Source organism: Burkholderia sp. 4NA327C6 (genome assembly GCF_005502655.1).
Classification (GTDB): Bacteria; Pseudomonadota; Gammaproteobacteria; order Burkholderiales; family Burkholderiaceae; genus Burkholderia; species Burkholderia contaminans.
The window spans coordinates 147,950-171,296 of the sequence record NZ_SCNZ01000003.1 but is presented as its reverse complement, the minus strand read 5'-3'; the positions used below and the strand labels follow the sequence as shown (position 1 = coordinate 171,296).

The following is a 23,347-nucleotide window of genomic DNA, read 5'->3' as shown; positions in this document are numbered from 1 at the left end:
TTGCCATGGATCCCCGCTCCAAACTAGTTCGAATTGACAGAGAACTTGAAATGTATCTCGCACTTCCTCCGGCCGAGGCTGCGCGTTTGATCGAGAAAGCATACCAAATCGCACCTAACCGTCAGGAATTCGTTGCGGCGTTGATAGGGAAAGTTCTGACTTATCGAGAGTTTTTCGAAGCAAGTCGCAGATAGGAAGGCGGAGTCAGTTTCAGACCAAATGGCGTGATATTTCGCTGCTCGGCGCCTGGCGTTGAGTTTGGGCAGGGAAACTGAAATACCGTATGTCCGTCGACTGCCAATCGATGGACAAAGAGGGAAGCCCCGTTTTCGGGGAGAGTTGAGGTAAGCCGAACCCTCCGGCAAACCGAACCGGCTTGGCCGCCGGCAGCTTTCCCCAAAGGCGGGGCTTTTTTATAGCCGCTTAGTAATCCTTATTGGATTACTGGCAAGGATGGTAAGCGTGAAAGCCATTGAAGATGATGTGATCGTTACGACTCCGCCGTGTCAGGCGTTTTCGGCGCCGCGGCGCCTGCGACGATTCAGCGTGCCGAATCTGATGATCTGGTCAATTGATCGTGCCGAAGATGAAGCACCCGATCTCATGGGACAGGCGAGACACGACTACGAGTGTGAATTGCGGATTAAGGCCCTTGGCTTCCTGATAGAGGCATCCAGCGCGACACCGCTGTGGCAGCGCGTGTGTAAGCACTCGATGTACAGCGAGATTCGCGGGCGCAGCGCCGACCAACGGCTCGTTATGGAACTGGCGATCCAGGAGTCCATGCGATGAGCGTTCAAGCCATGACATGGGCCATCGAGCAACAGGACATTCGAGACGCCACCGCGCGTCACGTGTTGCTCTGTTTGGCCAACTACGCCGACGCAGACGGAAAGGCGGCATTTCCCTCGACCTCGAGACTCGAATCTGACACGGGCCTTTCCGAGAGCACGATCCGTCGGAAACTGGATGTGCTGGAGGAGCTAGGACTGATCCAGAAAGGCAACCAGGCGATCGTCGCGGCATACATTGATCGCGGTGATCGGCGCCCGGTTTGCTACGACATGGTGATGAAAAAACGGGGTGTCGTGGTGACACCCGGTGACGGACGGGGTGTCACGGTGACGGTAACGGGGTGTCACGGTGACGCCAACGGGGTGTCATTGACGAGCGAACGGGGTGTCACGGTGACACCCAATCCGTCCTTAACCATCAATAAACCGTCAAAGAACCGTTCACGTGCGATCGATGAAAAATTCGACGAGGCGTGGCGGCAATATCCGAAACGTGAAGGCTCGAATTCGAAGCAGGCAGCTCAGCGGGCATGGAACGCTCGGATCCGTGAAGGCATCGATCCGGATGTGCTGGTCGCGGCAGTGGTGGCTTACGCTTCCGCGATGAAGGCTGCAGGCAACATCGGGACGCCGTACGTGAAGCAGGCATCGACGTTCTTCGGACGGGATCGGCACTTCGAGGAATACGCGAAGCCTGGCGCGAAGGGTGATCTCTTCGATGGTGGCGCGGTTCCGTGGTGGAAGGCCGCAGGGTTCACGTACCAGTGGCAGGCAACCAATGCCGGCTGCAGCGAACGATCTGCCCATCTCTGGGCCAACGGTGTACGGCAAGGAGCGCCGGCATGAACGCGCGAGAACTGGCCGAACTAATGGCGCAGAACGCGCCGGCCGTGGCCGAGCATCTGCTGCCGAACGGGCGCAAGTCGGGCAAGGAATGGAAATCCGGCAGCACGGCGGGCGAGAAGGGGCAGAGCCTGTCGGTGTGCCTCAGCGGCGCTAAGCGGGGCGTATGGAAGGATTTCGCCAGCGGCGAGGCTGGTGACCTGCTCGACCTCTGGTGCGCATGCCGGTCGCTGTCGGTAGCGGACGCGATGCGCGAGGCGAAGCAGTTCCTCGGCGTCCGCGACGACATGCCGAAGCGGCAGGCGCCGACGTATCAACGACCGGCGCGGCCGAGGGCGACGCGACCGACGAGCTTGCTCGACGAATGGTTCGATGGCCGCGGCATCACGGCTGAAACCGTGAAGGCGTTCCAGATCGCCGAGCAGACCAACGGGCCGAAGACGCACATCGTCTTCCCGTACCTCCGCGGCGGTGAATTGATCAACGCCAAGTACCGGAACATCGCGGACAAGAAGGATATGCGGCAAGAGGCCGGGGCCGAGCCGTGCCTGTTCGGCTGGAACCTGATCGACCCGACCCAGCGCGTCGTCGCGATCGCCGAGGGTGAGATCGACGCCATGACGCTGCACCAGGTCGGAATTCCGGCGCTGTCCGTGAACGCCGGCGCCGGCAACCACCAGTGGATCGACAGCGACTGGGAACGCCTCGAGCGGTTCAGCGAGATCCTGCTCTGCTACGACAACGACGAGGCCGGCCGAAAGGGCGCACATGAGGTTGCGAACCGCCTCGGAATCGAGCGTTGCCGGGTCGTGTTCTTCGGCGAATCGAAGGACGCGAACGAATACCTGCTCACTGGTGCGACGCCGGAAGATTTCCACCGCTGCTGCGATCAGGCATCGGGCTTCGATCCGGACGAGCTCAAGTCGATCGAGCGCTTCTGGTCGAACGTCAAATCGATGTTCTACCCGGCGCATGAGGAGACGGGCTTTCCGTACCTGTCGTTCTGCGGCCGCAACGAATTGTGGTTCGAGTTTCGCCCGGGCGAGGTGACGGTATGGACGGGCATCAACGGGCACGGCAAGTCGCTGTTGCTTGGCCAAGTGCTCATCGGCCTCATGTGCCAGGGCGAGCGCGCATGCGTCTTCTCGGGCGAGATGCGGCCGGAGATGCAGGGCAAGCGGATCGCAAAGCAGCTGGGCGGCCTCGATCGGCCGGCGCCCGAATACCTCGACCACATGGGAGCGTGGCTGCGCGATCGGATGTGGGTCTTCGATCTGGTCGGGGTCGCGGCTATCGAGCGCTTGGTGACGGTGTTCACGTACGGCTTCAAGCGCTACGGGATCCGCCACTTCGTGATCGACAGCCTGATGATGACCGACGTGCCGGAAGACGGCCACGGCGCCATGACGGCACAGAAAGAGGCGATGCGCCTGCTCGCCAACTTCGCGCGCCAGTACAACGTCCATGTGCACCTTGTTGCCCATCCTCGGAAGGGCCAAGACGAAAAGCGCAGCCCGGGAAAGATGGACGTCGGCGGCAGCGGGAAGATCACCGACGCCGCGGACAACGTGTTCTCAGTCTGGTCCGCGCAGAAGGATGAGGACGACCAGAGCGTCGACGAACCGGACGCGTTCCTGACGCTGCTGAAGGCGCGCAACGGCGAGACGCAGCGCCGGTCGCTCGCGCTGTTCTTCAACCGTGAATGCATGCAGTTCGGTCCGAGCGAGAGCCGCCGGCCGTACGTGTATTTGCCGTTTAGCTGCGTTTCCGAGGATTACACCTGCTAGGCCACACCGTGAGAAAGGAGACAAATGATGGCGAAAATCGAAGTGACGAACTCAATGATCGCTGCGGCGATGGATATCGGTACGAGGACCGGTCTTTTCGCGCCGGGCCCGAAGCGTGACGACGTGATCAAGATGATCGAAGGCGTCCTCTCATTTGTGGGCGCTCACGCCGCTGATCGATTCAATTGTCGGGTTCGAACTGCGGACGGCAAGAAGGAGGTTCGAGGACGGATTGTCGGGCCGGCACCCGAGCGCCGTGGCTTCTTCCGCGTGGAAACCGAGGATGGAAAGCAACTCTTCCTCAGCGGAAACGAAATTTATCCGTACTCGACGTACAAGCCGAGGTAACACGGGTGAAGCAGATCGAGCGAGAAGGCTCGGCGCAGCGTTGCATCTGCGAGCTGCTCGCGCGCCGCGGTCCGATGACGATCAACGAGATCGCCGAGGTGCGGGGGATTCATCCGCGGGCAACGGCTCGCCAGCTCGATGCATTGGCCGCAGCGGGATTCGTTTCCGCGGCGGGCAGCCCCAGGCGCTATACGCGTACCCAGAAGCCGATGCCGCCCGTCGTGCCGCTTACGCCGAAGTCCGCGCGTATCGCGGAGAGCCGGCGGCGCGACGCCGCGCGCGTTTCGATGCCGTTCCGGATTCCGGCGCCGACGGAACTCGATCGAGTGATGCTGTCCTGGGTCGGAGCTGAAGCATGATCTCGCTGCGAAACCTGTCCAATCCGGATCTCGTGGGCCACCGCATTTGCGAGTTGCTCGAGCAGCAGGGGATGCTCACCCAAGCGAGTCTTGGTTTGCAGATCGGCGTGCCCCGGGGGACGATCTCGAAGTACCTCACGGCGCTGACTGACGAGGGCTATACGTACATCGCCAACTCGATCTCCTACGCCAAATCGAGCGGGCCACGCGGTATCAGACGCGGCGTGATCCTGCTCTACGCTCGGACGAAAAAGCCGCTTCCCATGATTTCCGAGGATCGCGACGAGGTCACGCCGGCCGAACTGCACCGGATCATGTGCGGAATCGTCCAGCGAGGGAAACCGCTTTAACTTGATCGCGTCTCCTTCACTACGGTGATTTGCCCGGCCCGCCCGGGCTTCTTTTTCCCGATGCGCCCCGAATCCGTCATATGCCCGTCGTGCAAGCGCGAATGCCAGCTTACGAGCCTGGAGATGGTTCGTGACGCACGGTCGGGCCGATGGATTTGCTGGGTTTGCCGGAAGGCGGCGGACCTGGTGCCGGCGCATCTGATTTGGGATCAGAGGGACGTCGCAAATAGGCAGCGCGACTCAGAAGAAATCGCCGACGGGGGCCCATTAGCCCAGGCCCGAACAACTGGTGTCGCGCCAGCTCGATAAACGTGGCTGAATGGCGGAGTCGCACCGCCAGGACCGACCGGAATGGCTGAACGCACCAAGGCGCAGCAGGTCGACCAAGCCGGATATACCCGCCGCGACCTAGCAACGCTTCTAAAAAAAGCGGGTGGGAGGTTGCGCCCGTTGCAGGCGGTCAAACGCTTGTAGTAAGGTTCTCCAGCCTGCGACATTGCGGGTTATCGCAAAACGGAGACCATATGACTATCGACACGGACAAACAAGCGAAGTTGGCAAGTTGGATATCGGACGTCAAACTTCTTGTGGCGAGCCTCAACGACAGCTTGGCGAAGGCACCTGAGGGCATCGATGTCACGGTAACGGCAAGTGAAAAGGCCGCAATGCAGTTCGGCTCAGTGGAAACTGTGACGATCAATACCGCATGGCACATCGAAGTCAGCGCGACGAGAACCGAAAAGCTGATCTGACCGAAGCCTAATGCACCGGCGCGTAGGCGATTGCCTCGACGCCGGTCGCATCCATCCACTCGTCACGATTCGCGAATCCAGCGAACTCCGCGCAGTAGTCAGCCAGTTCTTCCACTGTCGGCGCAAACGCAGAGTCGAAGTAGCCGATCGGCGCTTCCTCTTTCGAGGTCAAGATGGCGTAGAGCATGTGAACCTCCTGTCTCTACCCATCTTAACGGCGTTACCCCGCGAGACTTGATCGAGGAGGCCGAGGATTAGATCTCAGCACCTAGCACTCGCGCCAGATGCAGGTACACCTCGACCTTGGCCTGCTCAGCTTCTCGGTTCCGCGATTCGCGGGGATACAAACGAACCTGGCTGGTGTCGATCGTATCGTCGCGATCAGCCTGCCGCTTGGCTTCGTTGTATTCGCGATGGAAGAGCGTTCTCAGTTTTTGCTGAATCCCCGGATTCTCCTTGCCAAGAACCAGAATCGCCGATTGCAGCGCCTCGACCTGAGCCTTCAGCTTCTCGTACTCCGCGTCCATTTCTTGTAGCTCCGTGTGTGTGGTCGGCGACCGTGTGATCGCCACGCGAGACGGTATCAGGTTTCGAACTTCAACGAATTGACCGCAGACAATCCCTCGCGTGCGCGCACGTACGCGCGTGGAAAGGCTCAGCTCGACACAGCATGAAGGGACGGAAAGGGACGAGAGATGGAGGAGAAGGGGGGCCTGCGTGCCTCAAAAATACCCGTTTCCAGCCTCGTCTCGATCCATTCAATTACCTTTCCGGCACATTAAATACCTTTCATGCTGCGGTGCGTTAGTCATGATCGATGAATCGCCCGAGTGGAGAAATTGCGTAAGTCTTTGATTTTGTTCATTTGGTGCGGCGCATCCACATTTGACATAATGGGTGCTATCAGTCGGAACAGGGCATTATCACCGCATAATGAGATCGATTCTTATCTGGATCTTACGAAAACCTTACTCTGGGACCACCCTGGGCCCCACGGACGGGGGTGACGAAATTTTGCAGACCCTCTCTCCAATCCGCACGCGGGAAAAACATTGATGATCCTCCGCGAGGAGGAAAGTCATGGCCCTGACCAATGGAGCGTTGCTGACCGCGATCTCGGACGACCGCGCGCTCGGCTCGGCGATGCTGTTCCCGCATCGGCACCCGCAGGCGTCACCGGCGTTCCACGTCGAGGTCATGGACCTCTGGCGATGTGCGGACGAGTGGGTGCTGATCGAGGCGTTCCGGGAGGGTGCCAAGTCGACGCTCTCCGAGGAGCATCTGCTGATCGAGGCGTGCTTCGGAAACTTCGGGTACTGCCTGATCATCGGCGAGACGTACACGAAGGCTTGTCAGCGGCTTGAGGCGATCAAGTTCGAGGCGACCCGCAACATGAAGTTGCAGGGACTGTTTGGTCGCTTGAAGGAGTCGGGGCGCGTCTGGAACGAGCACCAGATGGAGCTTTCGAACGGCGTGCTGCTGGAGGCTCACGGCTGGGAAGAGGAATTCCGGGGCTTCAAGTGGCGCGACCTCCGGCCGGATCGGGCGTATCTCGACGACATCGAGAACAAGGAGCGGGTCAAGGACAAGGCGGCGGTCGACGCGTCGATGAGGAAGCTTTACCTCGAGCTGATTCCGGCGATGGACAAGGTCAAGGGCAAGATCCGGGTTACCGGCACGCCACTGGCCGAAGACTGCATGATCACCCGGTTGCGCGACAACCCGGACTGGACGAGCCGGCGTTATCCGATCTGCAACGGCGATATCGACGACCCGGAAACGGAAGCGATGTGGCCGGAGCGCTATCCGATGGACTGGATCCGCCGGAAGCGCGACGAGATGGAGCGGGCAGGCCAACTACGCGGCTTCATGCAGGAATACATGCTCATGGCGATCGGCTCGCAGGACAAGCCGTTCGAGAGCGATCATATCCGGGAATGCTCGGTCGACCCGGCGCCATGGCTTCCCAAAGTCGTTATCACGGACCCGGCACGAACCACGGACGTAAAGAAGAGCGACCGGACCGGACGTGTGGTGGTCAGCCGTTTGGGGACGAAGATCTACGTCCACGCATCGTCCGGTGAATTCTGGAAGCCGGACGAGGTGATCGACGATGCCTTCAAGACGTCAGCACGATACGGCGATGCTGCGGTCGCAATCGAGAAGAACTCGCTCGACGAATGGCTGCTGCAACCGATGCGAGCGGAGATGCTTCGCCGCGGCGTCACTCTGGCACTGCGCCCGCTCACTGCACCCCAGGACCGCGACAAAGTCCAGTTCATCATGGGCATGCAGCCGTTTTTCGAGGCTGGCGACATCGTGCTGGTCGGGGGGCAGGGTCAGCATCCAAAGCTTGTTGCCGAGATCCTGAACTTCCCCAGCGGTAAGCGCGACATCCTCAACGCGCTCGCGTACTTCCAGCGGGTGTTCTCTGGTTCGCCGGTGTACGAGGATTTCGGGCAGTGGAATATCGTGTCCGAGTACCAGCCGAGTCAGCAGCATCCCCTCGCTCTGGCGTTCAATTCGAACGGCACTGAGACGACCGCAGCCTTGGTTTGCGTCGAGGGTCAACGAATCGTCGTTGTGGCTGATTGGATCTCGCCGGTACCTGCCAAGGAAGCGGTATCCGACATCACGCAGCTCGTGCGCGCTGCATTTCCAAGAGCACGCGTAACGACGTGGTTGCCGGCCGACGTGCTCGACCAGGCCGACCGCATGCCGATCGTGGCCGCGCTTCGTGCCGCGAACATGTACCCGATGCGCGGTGCTTACGTGAACGTCGCGCGCGGCGCGCTTTCTCCGCTGATCCGCACCGAAGCCAAGGCGCGACGTCTGTTTCAGGTCGACCACGAAGGAGCGAAGCACACGCTCAACGCAATGGCTGGTGGATACAACTTCCCCGTCGATCGCGCGGGAAACCGGAATACGCTCCCCGAGACTGGTCCGCACCGTACCCTCATCGAGGGGCTCGAAGCGGCCGTGTATGTGATCTGCTCGCAGCAAGCGGACGTCCTGCCGGAAGGCGTGAACATGGGCGTGAACCCGCAGGGTGTGAGCTATCTGACCACTTTGCCGCGGAGATGACCATGGCTGTCGACCGAAAAATCACCCCCAAGGCGCCGTCGCAGCGTCCGTCGGATTTCTACAAGGGCAAGCAGCAGGGCGGCGCGTACGGCAAGCCGGAGAAAGTCGGCGAGCGCACGCAGGGCGGCCCGATGCGCGAAAAACTGCATAAGCCGGGTCTGTGATCGTGAAGAAGCCCCGTGAATTCCAGGGAACGCGATCCGAGTCGCGCGACGTTCGCTAGTTCTTCGGCAAGGGCCCGAAGAAACCGAACGAAGACGATCGGCCGAAGCGCACGCCGAAAGATCGTGGCACCGGATCCTCGCTTCGCAAGAAGCTCGAGGGCAAGGTGATCGGCTGACCCATCCATGGCCCGCTCGAAGAAGCAGAAAAAGCAGGAAGACAAGCCCGCGGTCGAAACACTGGACGCGCGGGCGCTCGACGCTGAGAAGACGGGTGAGGAAATCGAGAACTGGGCTGACAAGCCCGATTCCGAAGCCTACGAAGAAGCCGCGAAGCTGTACCCGAAGATCGCGAAGTGCTACGAGAATAAGCAGGAGCAGATGGATCGATGCGCGGAGTACTGGTCTATCTACAACGCGCAGCCGGACGAGAATCAGCAGTACTCCGGAAATTCCCAGTGCTACATCCCTGCCGTGCGCAACGCGGTCAATGCGCGCGTGAAGCGCACGATCGCACAGCTCTTCCCTGTGAACCACAAGCACGTCGGCGCCACCGGCCCGGACGGCAACATCCCGTTCGCCCAGATCAGCCTGCTCGAGCATTACATTCGCTCGGCCGCGATCAAGGATGTCGTGCGCGCGGACCTGATCGCGGGTGACGTGACGGGGCAGTGGAATCTCTACGTTGACTGGACACGCACGCAACGTCGTATTACCGAACTGATCAAGAAGCCGCCAATCCTCGAGGACCACGAACTCGGCGCGGAGGTCGAGGACCTGGCCGCAGATGAAGATGGCTGGGATTGGGAAAAGGAAACGAAAGAGGTCACGACCGAAGGTCCGGATATCGTGCAGTTCGCCACCGAGGACCTGGCTGTCTATCCGCCGACCTGCAACGACATCGAGAATGCCACCGCGACCGCGATTCGGCTGCGCCTGACGATTGACGCGGTGGAGCGATTCGTCGACGAGGGCATTTTCGTCGGCGTCGAGGCGAAAGAGCTGATCGACAACCTCGCGAAGCGGGACGGTGGCCGCGAGAAGTACGTGCCGCCGAAGAAGCGCACCGGCGATGCCGGCATTCGCACGGAAGGCACCTTCAAGTACGCGCTGATCTACGAGGTGCACACGAACCTGGATCTCGGCAACGGCAAGGAGCCGTGCTTCGTGTACTTCGCCGGCCAGGACGTCATCCTTGGAATCATCCGGAATCCGTTCTGGTCGGGCAAGCGACCGATCATCTCCGCGCCGATCGAGCGCATCACGGGCTCATTCTTCGGCATCTCGAAGATCGAGCCGGTCAAGTTTCTGCAGTGGAACCTGAACGACTACTGGAACATGGGTCAGGACTCGGCGCAGTACAGCCTGCTGCCGATCACCATGGTCGACCCGCTGTCGAACCCGAACTACCAATCGATGGTGGTCGGGCTCGCTGCGGTGTGGCTGACAGACCCGAGCAAGACGAAATTCGCGAACTTCCCGGCTCTCTACAAAGACGCGATGATGCTTTGCCAGGGCATCAAGCAGGAAATCAACGAGTCGATGGACGTCAACGACGCCATGCTCGGGAAGATGCCGATCGGCCGGAAGAACCAGGCGCAGATGGCCGCCATGGCGCAGACGCAGGAATCGAACATCATTGACAACGCCAAGCGGTACGAGGAAGTCATCCTCAATCCGCTGGTTGAATGGATGTTCGAGCTCGACCGGCAGTTCCGCACCGAAGAGCTGACCGTCGAAGTGCTCGGCGAACTTGGCGCGCGCGCGAACCTGCAGACGATCCCGCCGCAGGCATTCGGCGAGCGTTACTTCTTCCGCTGGTGCGGCACGTCGTACCAGCAAAACCTGCAGCGCATGCAGCAGATGATCGCGTGGATGAACGTCCTGCGCGGTATTCCTCCTCAGCAACTCGACGGCCGGCGCCTGAACATCGGCCCGATCCTCGAGTACGGTACCGAGCAGATCTTCGGTCCCGAGGTGGCGCCGCGCATCCTGATCGATGAGCGAAACCTGTTCCACCTCGATCCTCAGGACGAAAACCTGATGATGCACAACGGCCTGCCGGCCGAGATCCATCAGGCCGACGATGATCGTGCACACATCGCCGCACACCTACAGGCCGCGCAGCTCACAGGTGACCCAGCGGGCTTGTTCCGAGCGCACGTGCAGCAGCATCAGCAAGCTATGCAGGCCAAACTTCAGGCGCAACAGGCACCGGAGCCGCCACAAGGGCAGCCCGGTGTTCCTGGTGGCGCGGGGCCGGGCGTCGCGGGTACGCCGCGTCCTGGCGCGCAGCCTGGACAGCCTCGGCCGCAGGGACCGGCCGGCATGATTCATCCAGATCAAATTGCATCGCCGACGGCGGGGCCGCGATGAAACGCTTCGTGGCCCGGTGCACGCCGTGGGGAACCATTCAGACCGGCATCTTCTTCCGCTCGCTGACGGCGATCGAGAAAGACGCCGTCATCGCGCACGAACGCGCACACCTCATTCGGCGCGATCCTTTGCGCCGGCTCTGGTGGCTGCTGACGCTGCAGCTGATCTTCCGTCCGGAATGGGTTTTCGCGAGAGTGCGCGAGCAAGAGCTGGCGGCGGATCAGTACGTGAAGGAACAGGGGCTGGCTGCGGGGCTGCGCATGTTCCTGCGCCGGCACCCCCATCCGGGGAGCGCGCTGCATCCAAGCTCACAGGAAAGGCTGGAGGCGCTCCATGGCTGACGCATTTTTCATCACGCCGTACCAGGTCAAAGCGGAAGGCAAGGACGTTCCTCCGAACGAGATACAGACCGCGATCAACCAGCTCGCAAGCCAGACGACGGCTGCGCTGAACTTGCTCGGCAACGGCGCGAGCCCTCAGTTTGCTGCCGCGATGCTCGCCTGGTTCAACAGTCTGCCGACTTCGCTCCCTGCAACATCGGGCGTCCTCTGGAACAACGGCGGCACGCTCGCCCAATCGTGAGGTACTCGATGAAGAAAATACTCTCCGGTCTGCTCGCGCTGGTCTGCTCGACGGCATTTGCGCAGAACTATCCCTCGCCGACGTACAACAACCTGACGGTGCAGGGTACTGCGACACTGACGAACCATCCGCTTGCAGTGTCGTCCGGGGGCACCAATTCTGCGACGGCCAGCGGCACCGCGTTGGACAACATCACGGGGTTTTCGAGCACCGGCTTCCTGACGCGGACTGGGGCGGGAGCGTATTCGTTCCAGAGCCTGACAAACGGCATTGCGCTTTCGAACATCGCGCAGATTGCCGCAAACACGCTGCTCGGTAACGCGACGGGGTCGACCGCCAACGTCACCGCAGTGGCCGTGACCGGATGCAACGGCACCGCGCAGGCGCTTCAATGGACGAACGGATCCGGGTTTCAGTGCAATTCGAACATTGCGACTTCGGGAGCGAACGCCAACATCACCAGTTTGTCCGGCCTCACGACTGCGCTTTCCGTCTCGCAGGGCGGTACCGGCCGGCAGACGCTTACCTCGCACGGAGTCCTGGTCGGCGAGGGCGCGGCGGCGATTAACCAACTGGCTGTCGGCACCACGGGTCAGGTTCTCGTGGGTGCGACCGGGGCGGATCCGGCATTCGGTACGACAGTAGCTGGCCTAACCTTCACCAGTGCACTCACACCGCAAACGACTGGCGGTATCGTCGGCACTACGCTTGCGGATAACGCGAACGCGGGAAGTGTCGGGGAATTCCTCAGCGCCAGTGTCCCATCTGGATCAGCCATTGCGCTTACCAGCACCACACCCGCGAATGTGACTTCGGTGCTTTTATCGGCCGGCGATTGGGATTGCAGGGGAAGCATCGCGTATGCGGTATCGGCAGGGGCGGCATCGATGCAAGCTGGTATCAATACGGTTTCCGCAACGATTCCGGCAGCCAATACAACGGGGTCCATGAGTTCCATCTCTCTTGCATCGGGAAACTTCGGCACAACGACTCTTGCGATCGCTCCCGGTCGATTCAATGTGAGTTCGAGCACCACGGTTTATCTGGTGGCAAACGCAACATTCGCCTCCGGCACCGTGTCGGCTTACGGGTTCCTCGGGTGCCGTCGGGTTCGTTAGCGTTTGAGAAATCGGGAAACCGGAATAAAAAGTGCGTACCCCTGATCAGGAGATCATCGTGCGCAAAACCCTTCTGGCCCGCCTGATTGGCCTCATCTTCCCGGCCATCGGCCCTGGTCAACTTCCGGTCGTTCCTGATCTCGGCGCACTGCCGGACCAAGTCGGGCTGGTGAACGCGATCATCGGCATCAATCCACTGCAGGAAGCGATTTACAACACGGCAGCGAGCACGACCGCGTTCACTGCCGCCGGCAACCAGATCTCGGGTGCGGCACAGGTGTTTTTCAACCTGACCGGTACGCTCGCAGCCGGCGCCGCGCTCACGCTGCCGACAGTCGCTGCTTTGATCGCGGCGCTTCCTTCGGTGGTCCAGTCGAACCCCGTCGGCATCACCTGGCAGCTTCGCGTGATCAACAGCTCGGGCGGCGCGTTCGCCTGGACGGTCACGACGAATACGGGCTGGACGCTGGGCGGTTCGATGGGCGTCAACCAGAACACCTGGCGTGACTTCGTGGTCACGATCACCAGCCCGACGACTGCCTCGATCCAGTCGGTCGGTACCGGCACGCAATCGTAAAGGGAACCATGAACAAGCTCCTGAAGAGACTTCTCGGTTTTCTGTTTCCCGGCGTCGACGATGGCGGTGATCCGCCGGATCTTAGTGGCGATCCTGGGAGTGGCGACGCTGGCGCTGGTGATGCTGGCAGTGGCGATCCTGGCGCTGGCGGCAGCGCTGGTGATCCTGCGGATGACGATTTCGACTTCGATTTTGTCGAGCCGGCAGCGCCCGCTCGTCGCGCGACGTCTGATGCGGATCGTCTGGCCGCGCTCGAGGCGGAAGTAGAGCGCCGCGGTCGCCTGGTCGATGCCACGCGTACCGCGCCGCCGGCTCCTATCACGGACCGCGATTTCGAAGCTGAAGAGGCGCGTCTGCGCGATCCGAATCTGGATCCGATGGAACGCTGGCAGATCCAGTCGAACCGCACATTGCGCCAGAGTCAGCAAGCCGCACAGGCGGCACTGTTCCAGGCGCAGGACCTGCGAGATCAGACGCTGTTCGAGTCGAAGATCGCAAGCGATCCGCATCGCGCGCGTTATCGCGACCGAGTCGAAGCAGCGGTGCAAGAAGAACGCCGCGCGGGCCGGAATGCCTCACGCGAGGCGGTCTACTACTACATGCTCGGCAAGGACATCGCAGACGGCAAGTTGAAGCCGAAGGCGAAAGCCAAGGCTCCCGCGGCGGACGTTCCCCGCGGCAAGACGCCGGGCGTGCGCTCGACCGTTCCGCCGGCGCGCGGGCAAACCGAACACCAGAAGCGTGCTGCGCGGCTGGCCGACGTGAACATCTGACCAGCACGAGGACACCATGCTGACGAAAATTCTGGCCCTCCTGACGGGCCTCATGTTCCCCGGGATTACGAATCAGTCGACGAGTTTCACGTCTGACGTCGAAGCGTACATCCAGGAAGAAGTCGAGCCGCTCGCGCGACGCCAGCTGGTCGCATACCAGTTCGGCAAGCCGCTGAAGCTCGACACGAACCGCGGTACGACGTATACCGCGTCGCGCTACCAGCGCCTGCCGCTGCCGTACGCGCCCCTGCAGGAAGGCGTCGCGCCTCCGGGCGAAGCGATGACGCTGCAGCAGGTCAGTGCGACCGCGCAGCAGTGGGGCGACCGCGTCATCATCACCGATGTCGCGAACCTCACCATCAAGCACCCGCTGTTCCAGCAAGCCTGCGAACTGGTGTCGATCCAGATGCCGGAAACGCTCGAGCGCAACACGCTGAACACGCTGCTGTCCGCGCCGCAGGTGAACTACGCAGGTGGCGTCGCGAACCGCGCTGCCCTGACGGCAACGAACGTTATGTCGCCGCACGAATCGAACCGTCTGTTCGCATCGATGTCCGCGTATGGCGTGCCGCGCTTCAACGGCGATGAACGCGAAGACATGATGATTGAAGCGGGCGCGTATCGCGATCCGTCGCAGACGCCGCGCGTCAAGCAACACTACGTCGCGCTGATCAGCCCGTTCTCGGCGCAGGATATGCGCGAAAACGCGTCCGTGCAGCAAGCGTGGGCGTACAGCGACGTCAACCGTCTCTACAACAACGAGCTCGGTGACTTCGGCGGTATCCGATTCTGCGAAACGAACATGATGCCGTACTGGACGGGCGCTGCCGCGATCAACGGCACCGCATCGACGTCCGGCGGTCAGTTGTCGACCGGCACGTATTACATCCAGGTCACGGCTGCTCCGGCGCTGACGTCGGTCGAGCAGACGATTTACCAAGTTTCGTCGTCGATCAGCGTGACGGGCCCGACCGGCTCGATCTCGGTGACACTGCCGTCGTTCCCGAACTACGTGTTCAACGTGTATATCGGCACGACCGCAAATCCGGCCAACCTGGCCACGGCGATCGGCAACGGCGTTCCGGTGACCGGCGTGCTCGCTGGCCAAGCGACTCAGCTGCAGCCGAACCAAACGGTCACCCTGACCGGCATCGGTGTGACGCAGACTCCGCCGGCCGCGCCGGCCACGGGCGTGTCGGTGTTCCCGGTGCTGTTCATCGGCAACCACAGCTACGGTCAGGTGCTGCTCGAGAACCCCGAGTTCCACTACCTGACCGGCGCTGACAAGTCGGATCCGCTGAACCAGACCCGGGTCGTGTCGTGGAAGGTGTTCTACGGTTCGATCCTGCTCAACACGGCCTTCCTGGCCCGCGTCGAATGCGGCTCCGCGTTCGCACCGGGCTACCAGGGTGGCACCGTGACCACGCCGTAATGGGGTGATTCATGGCGAACGAGTTCGTGAAGCAGATGCAGGTCGCCTCGCTGACGCCTGGCGCCCTGCAGTTCAACGGCATCCAACCCGCAGTAGTCGCTCTGCAGGCGGTGGACGGTACGTGTTCCATGACGTTCACCACGAACATGGCCGACCCGCTCGCGCAGTACGCGGTGGGCACGACTTTGTGGGTTCGCATCGATGATTCGCAGCCTTCAATGGCAATCCCCACTGTCGGGCAGCCCGCCAGTGAAAACACCGCGTCAGTCGTCACGGCGACGGTCGAAAACATCGGCGCGCCTCAAGCGCAGTAATCCCAGGAGAATATCTGATGGCCGCACGTAACTCGTCGGAGCCGGGTAAACCGGCTCCGGAGTCGGCTGACGCTGACGAACTGCGCGGTAGTTCCGCACCGGTCGAAGAAAGTCGCGAAGCGCTCCTCGAGCGCATCAAGGCACTTGAATCGGAAAACGCCAAGCTGGGCGCGGCGAAGGACATCGCCGAGGAAGAATCGGCGCGCCTCTCCGCGCAGGCTCAATCGGCGTTGTTGACCTCGGGCGTCGTCGAGCGATTCGCCGGCAAGGCCGAGGATGGCGAAACGGATCTCTGGTGGTATCGCATCGATCTCGCGCCGTGCGGCGGCGAGCACCTGAAGATCAACGGTACGCCGTACCTGCATGGCCACACGTACAAGTTCGACACGGATACCCTGCGCTCCATCAAGGAAATGGTCGCGCGCACGTGGGTGCACGAGAACGACATCAACGGCCACGCGTTCAACCCGTATCGGCAGGCGCAGAACAAGGTGCTCGGAGGCGGCCCCGTGCCGGCCTGGGCACGATCGTAATTCCCCACCCCAGAAAGGAAGACCATGTCGCAAGCCTCTCAGGAAGTCACGGCTGCAACTGTGATCGGCAACTTCACGATCACCCTCCCGGCGCCGAACCAGGCGCAACTCTCGGCCAGCGGTTATCTGGTAGAGGGCGAGGACAAGGCGTCGCTCGACGCCCGGATGGACACCGTGCGCGAGGCGCTCCAGCGTCAGCAACGCATGCTCGAGATCCCGGTCCTCGAAGCTCACATCGAACAGTGGGAAAAGGCACGTGATGACGTCGCACGAGCGTATGCGGATCTGCTCGAGCGCCACAACGCGAAGGCCGCGGGAAAGACCGGCGCCAAAGCGTTGTCGAGTCAGGAGCAGGCGAACCTGAAGAGCGCACCGCATCAGCTGAAGGGCATTGAGGACGAGCTCGAGAAGGCGCGCAAGAAGATCGCCGACGCCCGCGCAGGGGCGTGAGATGGCGTACCTCCAGGCCCAACAGATCGTCGCGCGCGCATGCGCGATTGCGAAAGCCCCAGGCTGGGTTTCGCAAGGTGGTGTCTATCTGAACATGGTCCTGGAGGACCTCTGGCTGCATCGCGACCTGAAGATCAACCGGGTCGTCGAATTCGTAACCGTGCAGGCCAACAACTACGGTCCGTTCGCCCTGCCGCTGAACTACCTGCGCACGTACGATTTGTTCTTCCAACAGAACAACCTGCCGTATTTCCTGCACCCGATTTCTCCGGAAGAGTGGGACCAGGAGTTCAAGGATCCGTCGATCGCGAACTACCCGTACGAGTTCATGACCCTGCTGTATGACGAAACCACGGCGCAGTCGAACAACTCGGCGGGGCAGCTCTTCATCTATCCACAGTCGTCCGGGCAGATTGTCCTGACGCATCGGTACATGGTGAAGCAACCGGATATCGTGACGCCCGAAACGTCGACGGTCATCCCGTGGTTTCCGGATCAGAACTATCTGATCAAGGCGACCGCAACTGAGCTGATGAGCGAGACGGACGACGTCCGTCAGGAATCGTTCCGCGCGCAGTGCGAGGCAATGCTGCGCACGCACCTGATCATGGAAGGCGACGAGCAGCAGGTCGTCAAGTCGGTGCGGCTCGATCCGCGGCGCTTCCACACGAACCGCACGCTGAAGCCGACGAAGATCACGGACTAGGGCCATGGCGATCCGCAACGCGAAGCCGGTCCGCTTCACGCCGAAAGGGCTCTGCGATGCTTTCGACGCAACGGACGCGTTCGCCGGCGCCTGCCAACTCCTGAGCAACCTCGTATTCGACCAGGGCAATCCAGAGATCGTCGTTGGCCGCCCGGGCGTAGGAAATGCTGCGACTACTTTCAGCGGATTCACGTCGCCGACATTCGTGTCGGTGCACACCGTGATCGGAAACGTGGCGTATGGCATGGTATCGACCGGCCGTAACCCAGGGTTCGACGAGCCATTCGCCTACAACCTCGCAACGAACACTTTCACCACTATCAGTGGGGTGACGGCTGGGAACGTTCCGTCCTCGCCGTCCACGAGCGGGGCATGGACCCCGCCGACGATGGCAGTCGTCGGCACGAAGATCCTCATCACGCATCCGGGCTTCAACGGTACGGGTTCGAACTTCTTTGGCGTGATCGACATCTCGAACCCAGCTGCGCCGGCGTGGTCGTCGTCGAATCTCGCCACAAACGGATTGAGCGGCGTACCGACGTCGGTTGCGAACTTCAACAACCGCGCTTGGTTTGCGGTGGGCAATACGCTCCAGTTCAGCGACCCGCTTGCGCCGCTCACGCGTACGAATGCGACGCAGGCCGTGACGGTAGGAGATACGACGCCGATCACAGCGCAATCGGGCCTGCCGATCCAGACAACCACGGCCGGTGTGATCGGCGCGCTGGTCGTGTTCAAGGCGAGCCAGGTGTGGCAGATCACGGGCGATCCGACCACGAACAATCTGGCGCTGAACTACGTTTCGCTGACGACCGGATGCATTGCAGCGCGTAGCGTTGTGCAGGGCCCGTTCGGCATCTTCTTCGCGGGCGTCGACGCTCCATACATCCTGAACTTCCTTGGCACGCTCGTGCCGCTGTCGAGCCGGCCGGGCACTGATTTTCCGGCGGATCTACAGGTGCCGTTCCAGAACACCACGCAGCCGTCGCGGATCAGCGCCGCGTTTGCCGGGAACATCTACCGGACGTGCGTGCCGACCTTGATCCAGGGTCAGCAGCAGACGAACGACTATTGGTACGACATCCGGCGCAAGCGCTGGACCGGCCCGCATACGTTCTTGTACGACTGCGCGTCACTGTATGGGGAATCGTTCGTTCTGTCTGGCGCATCGAATGGCGCCGCGCTGTTCGTTAGCACGACCATCCCGTCCTCTAATTCGAGCTATCTGGACGCCGGATCACCGTTTCTTTGCCATCTTCGATCATCGAATTTTCCGAAAACACAGCACATGCAGCAAGTGCAGGTCGTCGAATCGACGATCGAACTTGCTGCAACGGGGTCGCCCATCGTCTTTAACCTGACAGCATTGGACGATCAGAAAAATACGCTGGCATCGACTTTCGCAGCGACACCGGGTAACGGGGCGATCTGGAATTCGTTTAATTGGGGCGCTGCGAACTGGTCCTCGAACACAAGCATTCCGCACGTCTACACGATCCCGTGGCCTGTCGCTCTCGTCTTTCAGAAGATGTCGATCGACGTGACCGTCACGCCCGTCAACGAAGTGCAGATTGGCACGTTCTTCGCCCGCTATCAGGATGCGGGTTATACGAATCAGGGGTAAATCATGCCTGGAATCATCGGAACACTACCCGCCAATCTGCAGAACGGCACTGTCGCCGATGCGACTCAGGTCATGGCAGACCTGAACTTCATCGTCAACGAGGTGAACGCCAACGCGCTACCGGTCAATACGACGACCTTGCCGAACGTGACGTCTTTGCCGAACGTGACGTCCGTCAGTTCCGGCGGAACGCCTGTATCCGTGCCTGGGTTGATCATCACCAACAACAACGGGCAATACAGCGGCATTCTGAAATTGATCGGGCAGGGCAATTATGGCCCGACGATGAGATCCAACGGGTCTCAGACTCGTATTGAGTATGTGAACAGCGCCAATACGTTAGTCACGGCATCACTGGATGACGTCGGGAACTTCAACGCAAATGGGATAGTCAGCGGATCAAATATCACTGGCACTTCCGACGAGCGTCTTAAAAAGGACTGGAAACCTTTCAAACCGGGCTTTCTCGAGCGTGTGGCATCGATCCTTCACGGGACGTATACCAGGATCGATACCGGGGAGCGCCGCGTGGGCGCCGGAGCGCAATCCATGCGGGAGGTCATCCCGGAAGCGGTATTCGGTGACGACGTTCTATCGATCGCCGAGGGCAGCGCTGCGCTCGCGATCGTGATCGAGCTGACGCGCGAAGTGCTGCGCTTGCGCGCGCTTCTGGAGCCCACGAAATGACGCTTCCAGTCTCGTTTCCACTTTCGATGTCACAGATCGCGACGGAGATCGGCTTGTCTCTTCCGCTTTCTTTGAGCCACGGTTGGGTGATTGCGCTTGCTGGAAAGTCGTCACTCCCTGTGAGCTTCAGTGACTTGCTAGGCCAAACCGGCACCGCTACCGGAAATGCAACAGCTTCGTCCGGAGGTGGTGGCATCATCGCGCCGTTTTCGTCTCCATGGTTCCGTGGACAAATTTCCCAATTGGGGGCAACAACGGGTGGACTGCCCGGCTTGACGGTATCCATTTCGTTCAGCATCGCCCCGAATTGGAGCGGGAACATCCTGCTCAAGAACAACACGACGAATGGCTCGATCGTTCTGGCGAAGCAGAGCTCGACTGCGTGGCAGGTGAATAGCAACCCGGGAAATATCGTCCGCGCGGGATTTACCGACAACTTCACTATCCAGCCGTCTAGCTAGATTCGGCGGGAAACAAAACTACCATCTGCACCAACAATCGGGGAAACCATGGCAAACCGTACGCTTACCGAAGACGACGTCAAGGCGATCGCCGAACAAATCGAAAGCGGCATCACGCAACGTTTCCAGCTCAACGTCGGCCGCGGGATCCTCGGTCTGGCGTGGCGGGTTTTCATGTACGCCTTGGTCGCCGTTGCCGCCTATGGGGCGGGTGGCGGCCTGAAGAAGTTCTTCTAGGAGATGGATATGCTCGAATCGATCAAATCCGCCATCGAGGCTCGTTTCCAGGCGCTCGCGAACGACGGCCGCGCATTCGTCGACAAGGTCGAGGAAATCGTCGGCCTCGGCAACGCCGCGAAGGAGCTCTCCGATCTCGAATCGCGCATGACGTCGATCGTCACGGATACCGAGGCCACCGCCGAGCAGAAGGTCGAGCAGATCCTGCGCGCGGTGGGCAAGCTGTGAGCAGCTTCGACGACGCCTTCGAAGCCCTGATGGGCAACGAGGGCGGGTATTCGAACAGCCCTGCAGACCCGGGCGGCGAGACGATGTGGGGCATTACGGCCCGCGTCGCGCGTGCGAACGGGTATGGCGGGGACATGCACGCGCTGGCCCAGGCGACCGCGAAGCAGATCGCGAAGCGGGTCTACTGGGATCCGTACTACTGCGACCAGTTCGATCCGCGAGTGGCTTTCCAGGTGTTCGATGCTGCCTATAACGGCGGCCTGCCGGTGACGTGGCTTCAGCGCGCCGCGGGGTTGGAACCGGACGGCCGCATCGGACCGGTCACGATCGCGAAGGTGAATGCTACTGATCCTCTGCGCATCGTCTCTCGTTTCCTTGCGTACCGGCTGAAGTATCTGGCTGATCTGCACAACTGGCCAGCATTCAGCCATGGGTGGGCGAATCGCATCGCCAACAACCTTTTGAAGGGAGCCGCGTGATGGGATTCCTCGATCCGATTTCCGCAGTCTCCGACGTCGTCGGGAAGATCATCGATCGCGTCTGGCCGGACCCGGCGCAGGCCGCCGCCGCAAAGCTCCAACTGCTCCAACTGCAGCAGACCGGCGAGCTCGCACAGATTACCGGGCAGATGCAGATCAACCAGGCCGAGGCGCAGAGCACTGACCCGCTGCAGCACTGGCGCGGTGGTATGGGCTGGGTGTGCGTGTGCGGGTACGCGTGGAACTTCGTGCTACGCCCGGCGATGAGTGATATTTCCGCGCTTTTCGGGCACCACATCGTGCTGACAGAAATGGATCTCACGCAGCTCGCGACGATCACGATCGGCATGCTCGGCTTGGGTGGCATGCACGTCTATCAACAGGTCAAAGGAAAATGAACAACCTGATCCGGATCGGCGGAGGTATCGACACGGCCCCCTTGCTGCTTGCCATCGCGAGACAGCCGGGTCTGTGGAATCGCCATACCGCGCGTACCGAAGCGGAAGGCAGCCCGCACACCGACGTTTCGGACATCTGGCTTCGCTACAACGACGAGAAGCCGTACAAGGCGGCCGGCGACTACACCGGGTTCAACGATGCGCACGACGCGATCTTCTACCCGGAGTGGTACGCGCTGCCGCAGGTTCGGCCGATCGTATTCGGCCTGATGGCGCGCGTCGAAGGTACGCGCCTGGGCGGAATCTTGATCACGAAGGTTCCGGCCGGCAAGCGCATCCTGCCGCACGCCGACGATAGCTGGCATGTGCGGCACTTCAACACCAAGCTCTACGTGCCGTTGCAGACGAATCCGAAGTGCTGGAACCGCGTCGAGGATGAACGCGTAGTCATGGCGCCGGGCGATGTCTGGTACTTCGACAACACGAAAGAGCATGAGGTGGTCAACGAGGGCGACGACGATCGGATCACGTTGATCGTGTCGATTCGGTGCGAAAAATGACCATCAAGCACCACTTCACAGCCGGCGGTGTATATGCGCGAGAGCAGACGCTGCGTGCGGGCGAAGAAGTGCAGAAGCACGTGCATGACTATGACCATCTGAGCTATCTCGCGCACGGTACCGCGATGCTCGACATCGAAGGCGAGCTGCAGGTACTGCACGGCCCCTGCATGCTCGAAGTGAAGGCAGGACGCGCGCATCGCATCACCGCGCTGACCAATGTGACGTGGCTCTGCATCCATGCCGAAAGCGTGGCGGATCCCGAGATGTTGAAGAAGGAGTGAGCCATGCCGTTCGCAGCTGTTGCTGGGGGTCTCGCCGCAGGAGTTGGGGGCTCTCTTGTATCGGGATTGCTGTCTCCAGGCACATCAGGGGGTAGCGGAGGAGGGAGCTACTACGTTCCCACGGGACTGCCGACTGCAGACTCGACGTGGCAAAGCCTGCTGGGCAACATCAGCAACATCTTCAACTCGAATGGGCTGGGCACGCCATCGATCAATTCGCTGAACAACGGGATTGCCGCGAGCAACCAGTACGGTCCGGCATACCAGACAGCGGCGAATCAGGCGGGCATCGGGTACACGAATGCCGGGAACGCGCTGACCGGTCTGGGCAATCTCGACCTGATGACGCAGGGCAACTTGCTGAACGCAGGGCAGAACGTCTTCCAGATGGGACTGGATCCGCAGCATGCGCTCTACGATCGCACGCTGAACAACGTGCAGCAGCAGGTGAACGCTAGCAACTCGATGTACGGGCTTGGATCGTCCGCGGCGGGTGCTGGCGTGGCGAACCAGGCTCTGTCGAACTTCAATATCGACTGGCAGAACAACCAGTTGTCTCGCGCGCTGCAGGGCCTACAGGGCTATACCGGCGCTGCGACCACGGCGGGCCAGTACGGCCAGGCCGGCGCGAACGCACTGACGCAAGCGCCGCAATACACGCTGCTCGGTGGCTCGACGCCGTACAACACGGCGCAGACGATCGCCGCGACGCCTGGATCCCTCGAAAGCACGTACGCCGACTTCCTGAACAAGGCAGTGTACGGACCGGCCGAAGGAATCATGGGATCGATCATCCCGTACATGAACTACGGTCAAGGCGCGCAGTCCGTGCCGTTCCAGAGTCAGGCGCAAGGAGCCGGCGCTGCGGGTAGCCTTGTCTCGCAAGGCATCTCTGGTCTGGGCAACGCGATCCAGAATGCCGGCGGCTTCGGCAACTTCTTCAACGGCACGACCGGCTCGTTCGGCGGCGGGGATTTCAGCGGCGCGTTCACGTCGAGCCCGTACTACTCGGGCGGCGGGAACTCGTACGGTTTCACGATGGGGTAAGCC

The 23,347-nt window shown here is 61.2% G+C and carries 32 protein-coding genes; 30 read left to right on the top strand and 2 right to left on the bottom strand.

All coding sequences use genetic code 11. The features are described 5' to 3' along the window. Positions 1-462 precede the first annotated feature (462 nt). From FFS49_RS04370 to FFS49_RS04340, 7 genes are all read left to right on the top strand, one after another. A complete protein-coding gene (locus tag FFS49_RS04370; protein WP_105818610.1) occupies positions 463-792 on the top strand; it encodes a hypothetical protein in 330 nt (109 codons plus the stop codon). Beyond that, complete coding sequence (locus tag FFS49_RS04365; protein ID WP_105818609.1) at positions 789-1,640, top strand: helix-turn-helix domain-containing protein; 852 nt, start codon at positions 789-791, stop codon at positions 1,638-1,640. Before FFS49_RS04370 ends, FFS49_RS04365 begins: the two co-directional genes overlap by 4 nt. Further along, complete coding sequence (locus FFS49_RS04360; RefSeq protein ID WP_105818608.1) at positions 1,637-3,424, top strand: toprim domain-containing protein; 1,788 nt, start codon at positions 1,637-1,639, stop codon at positions 3,422-3,424. The genes FFS49_RS04365 and FFS49_RS04360 overlap by 4 nt, the downstream gene beginning before the upstream one ends. A gap of 24 nt (positions 3,425-3,448) precedes the next feature. Then, positions 3,449-3,772 (top strand): hypothetical protein, encoded by a 324-nt coding sequence (locus FFS49_RS04355; protein WP_060010967.1) that lies wholly within the window; start codon positions 3,449-3,451, stop codon positions 3,770-3,772. Positions 3,773-3,777: 5 nt separating this feature from the next. Then, on the top strand, positions 3,778-4,131 hold the full coding sequence (locus FFS49_RS04350; RefSeq protein WP_105818607.1) for a MarR family transcriptional regulator: 354 nt from the start codon (positions 3,778-3,780) through the stop codon (positions 4,129-4,131). Further along, the gene (locus FFS49_RS04345) at positions 4,128-4,481 is read left to right on the top strand and encodes a hypothetical protein (RefSeq protein ID WP_105818606.1); all 354 of its coding nucleotides are present in this window, start codon (positions 4,128-4,130) and stop codon (positions 4,479-4,481) included. The genes FFS49_RS04350 and FFS49_RS04345 overlap by 4 nt, the downstream gene beginning before the upstream one ends. Before the next feature lie 524 nt (positions 4,482-5,005). After that, positions 5,006-5,233 (top strand): hypothetical protein, encoded by a 228-nt coding sequence (locus tag FFS49_RS04340; RefSeq protein WP_105818605.1) that lies wholly within the window; start codon positions 5,006-5,008, stop codon positions 5,231-5,233. Between the two features lie 7 nt (positions 5,234-5,240). Here the strand turns inward: FFS49_RS04340 and FFS49_RS04335 are convergent, their stop codons facing one another. After that, complete coding sequence (locus FFS49_RS04335) at positions 5,241-5,420, bottom strand: beta-lactoglobulin I (RefSeq protein WP_105818604.1); 180 nt, start codon at positions 5,418-5,420, stop codon at positions 5,241-5,243. Positions 5,421-5,487: 67 nt separating this feature from the next. Beyond that, positions 5,488-5,760, bottom strand: coding sequence for a hypothetical protein (locus FFS49_RS04330; RefSeq protein WP_105818603.1), 273 nt, complete (start codon positions 5,758-5,760; stop codon positions 5,488-5,490). Between the two features lie 553 nt (positions 5,761-6,313). Here FFS49_RS04330 and FFS49_RS04325 point away from each other — a divergent pair. From FFS49_RS04325 to FFS49_RS04220, 23 genes are all read left to right on the top strand, one after another. Beyond that, positions 6,314-8,317, top strand: a complete 2,004-nt coding sequence (locus FFS49_RS04325; protein WP_105818602.1) for a hypothetical protein — start codon at positions 6,314-6,316, stop codon at positions 8,315-8,317. Between the two features lie 2 nt (positions 8,318-8,319). After that, the gene (locus FFS49_RS41880) at positions 8,320-8,481 is read left to right on the top strand and encodes a hypothetical protein (RefSeq protein WP_171026719.1); all 162 of its coding nucleotides are present in this window, start codon (positions 8,320-8,322) and stop codon (positions 8,479-8,481) included. 183 nt (positions 8,482-8,664) lie between these two features. Beyond that, on the top strand, positions 8,665-10,854 hold the full coding sequence (locus tag FFS49_RS04320) for a hypothetical protein (protein ID WP_105818601.1): 2,190 nt from the start codon (positions 8,665-8,667) through the stop codon (positions 10,852-10,854). Then, a complete protein-coding gene (locus FFS49_RS04315) occupies positions 10,851-11,195 on the top strand; it encodes a M48 family metalloprotease (protein ID WP_105818600.1) in 345 nt (114 codons plus the stop codon). Before FFS49_RS04320 ends, FFS49_RS04315 begins: the two co-directional genes overlap by 4 nt. Further along, positions 11,188-11,436 (top strand): hypothetical protein, encoded by a 249-nt coding sequence (locus FFS49_RS04310; RefSeq protein WP_105818599.1) that lies wholly within the window; start codon positions 11,188-11,190, stop codon positions 11,434-11,436. The genes FFS49_RS04315 and FFS49_RS04310 overlap by 8 nt, the downstream gene beginning before the upstream one ends. A gap of 8 nt (positions 11,437-11,444) precedes the next feature. Next, the gene (locus tag FFS49_RS04305; RefSeq protein WP_137909794.1) at positions 11,445-12,554 is read left to right on the top strand and encodes a hypothetical protein; all 1,110 of its coding nucleotides are present in this window, start codon (positions 11,445-11,447) and stop codon (positions 12,552-12,554) included. Positions 12,555-12,585: 31 nt separating this feature from the next. Then, positions 12,586-13,131 carry a hypothetical protein gene (locus FFS49_RS04300; RefSeq protein WP_105818597.1) on the top strand — a complete coding sequence of 182 codons (546 nt, stop codon included), beginning with the start codon at positions 12,586-12,588 and terminating at the stop codon, positions 13,129-13,131. A gap of 8 nt (positions 13,132-13,139) precedes the next feature. Further along, positions 13,140-13,904 carry a hypothetical protein gene (locus FFS49_RS04295; RefSeq protein WP_137909793.1) on the top strand — a complete coding sequence of 255 codons (765 nt, stop codon included), beginning with the start codon at positions 13,140-13,142 and terminating at the stop codon, positions 13,902-13,904. Between the two features lie 16 nt (positions 13,905-13,920). Then, the gene (locus tag FFS49_RS04290; RefSeq protein WP_105818595.1) at positions 13,921-15,336 is read left to right on the top strand and encodes a N4-gp56 family major capsid protein; all 1,416 of its coding nucleotides are present in this window, start codon (positions 13,921-13,923) and stop codon (positions 15,334-15,336) included. Positions 15,337-15,347: 11 nt separating this feature from the next. Beyond that, positions 15,348-15,650, top strand: coding sequence for a hypothetical protein (locus tag FFS49_RS04285; protein ID WP_105818594.1), 303 nt, complete (start codon positions 15,348-15,350; stop codon positions 15,648-15,650). A gap of 17 nt (positions 15,651-15,667) precedes the next feature. Then, complete coding sequence (locus FFS49_RS04280; protein ID WP_105818593.1) at positions 15,668-16,183, top strand: hypothetical protein; 516 nt, start codon at positions 15,668-15,670, stop codon at positions 16,181-16,183. A 24-nt stretch (positions 16,184-16,207) separates the two neighbouring features. Further along, a complete protein-coding gene (locus FFS49_RS04275; protein ID WP_137909792.1) occupies positions 16,208-16,633 on the top strand; it encodes a hypothetical protein in 426 nt (141 codons plus the stop codon). 1 nt (position 16,634) lies between these two features. Next, on the top strand, positions 16,635-17,339 hold the full coding sequence (locus FFS49_RS04270) for a hypothetical protein (protein WP_105818591.1): 705 nt from the start codon (positions 16,635-16,637) through the stop codon (positions 17,337-17,339). Positions 17,340-17,343: 4 nt separating this feature from the next. Further along, positions 17,344-18,963 carry a hypothetical protein gene (locus tag FFS49_RS04265; RefSeq protein ID WP_105818590.1) on the top strand — a complete coding sequence of 540 codons (1,620 nt, stop codon included), beginning with the start codon at positions 17,344-17,346 and terminating at the stop codon, positions 18,961-18,963. A 3-nt stretch (positions 18,964-18,966) separates the two neighbouring features. After that, entirely contained in the window at positions 18,967-19,650 is a 684-nt protein-coding gene (locus FFS49_RS04260; RefSeq protein WP_137909791.1) for a tail fiber domain-containing protein, read from the top strand. Continuing rightward, the gene (locus tag FFS49_RS04255) at positions 19,647-20,111 is read left to right on the top strand and encodes a hypothetical protein (protein WP_137909790.1); all 465 of its coding nucleotides are present in this window, start codon (positions 19,647-19,649) and stop codon (positions 20,109-20,111) included. Before FFS49_RS04260 ends, FFS49_RS04255 begins: the two co-directional genes overlap by 4 nt. A 48-nt stretch (positions 20,112-20,159) precedes the next feature. Continuing rightward, positions 20,160-20,348, top strand: a complete 189-nt coding sequence (locus FFS49_RS04250) for a hypothetical protein (protein ID WP_105818588.1) — start codon at positions 20,160-20,162, stop codon at positions 20,346-20,348. Positions 20,349-20,357: 9 nt separating this feature from the next. Then, on the top strand, positions 20,358-20,576 hold the full coding sequence (locus FFS49_RS04245) for a hypothetical protein (protein ID WP_105818587.1): 219 nt from the start codon (positions 20,358-20,360) through the stop codon (positions 20,574-20,576). Beyond that, positions 20,573-21,055, top strand: coding sequence for a glycosyl hydrolase 108 family protein (locus FFS49_RS04240; RefSeq protein WP_105818586.1), 483 nt, complete (start codon positions 20,573-20,575; stop codon positions 21,053-21,055). The genes FFS49_RS04245 and FFS49_RS04240 overlap by 4 nt, the downstream gene beginning before the upstream one ends. Next, the gene (locus FFS49_RS04235) at positions 21,055-21,453 is read left to right on the top strand and encodes a 3TM-type holin (protein ID WP_105818585.1); all 399 of its coding nucleotides are present in this window, start codon (positions 21,055-21,057) and stop codon (positions 21,451-21,453) included. The genes FFS49_RS04240 and FFS49_RS04235 overlap by 1 nt, the downstream gene beginning before the upstream one ends. Continuing rightward, positions 21,450-22,013, top strand: a complete 564-nt coding sequence (locus FFS49_RS04230; RefSeq protein WP_105818584.1) for an aspartyl/asparaginyl beta-hydroxylase domain-containing protein — start codon at positions 21,450-21,452, stop codon at positions 22,011-22,013. Before FFS49_RS04235 ends, FFS49_RS04230 begins: the two co-directional genes overlap by 4 nt. Beyond that, positions 22,010-22,297 carry a cupin domain-containing protein gene (locus FFS49_RS04225; RefSeq protein ID WP_105818583.1) on the top strand — a complete coding sequence of 96 codons (288 nt, stop codon included), beginning with the start codon at positions 22,010-22,012 and terminating at the stop codon, positions 22,295-22,297. Before FFS49_RS04230 ends, FFS49_RS04225 begins: the two co-directional genes overlap by 4 nt. 3 nt (positions 22,298-22,300) lie before the next feature. Further along, positions 22,301-23,344, top strand: a complete 1,044-nt coding sequence (locus FFS49_RS04220) for a hypothetical protein (protein ID WP_137909789.1) — start codon at positions 22,301-22,303, stop codon at positions 23,342-23,344. Positions 23,345-23,347 lie beyond the last annotated feature (3 nt).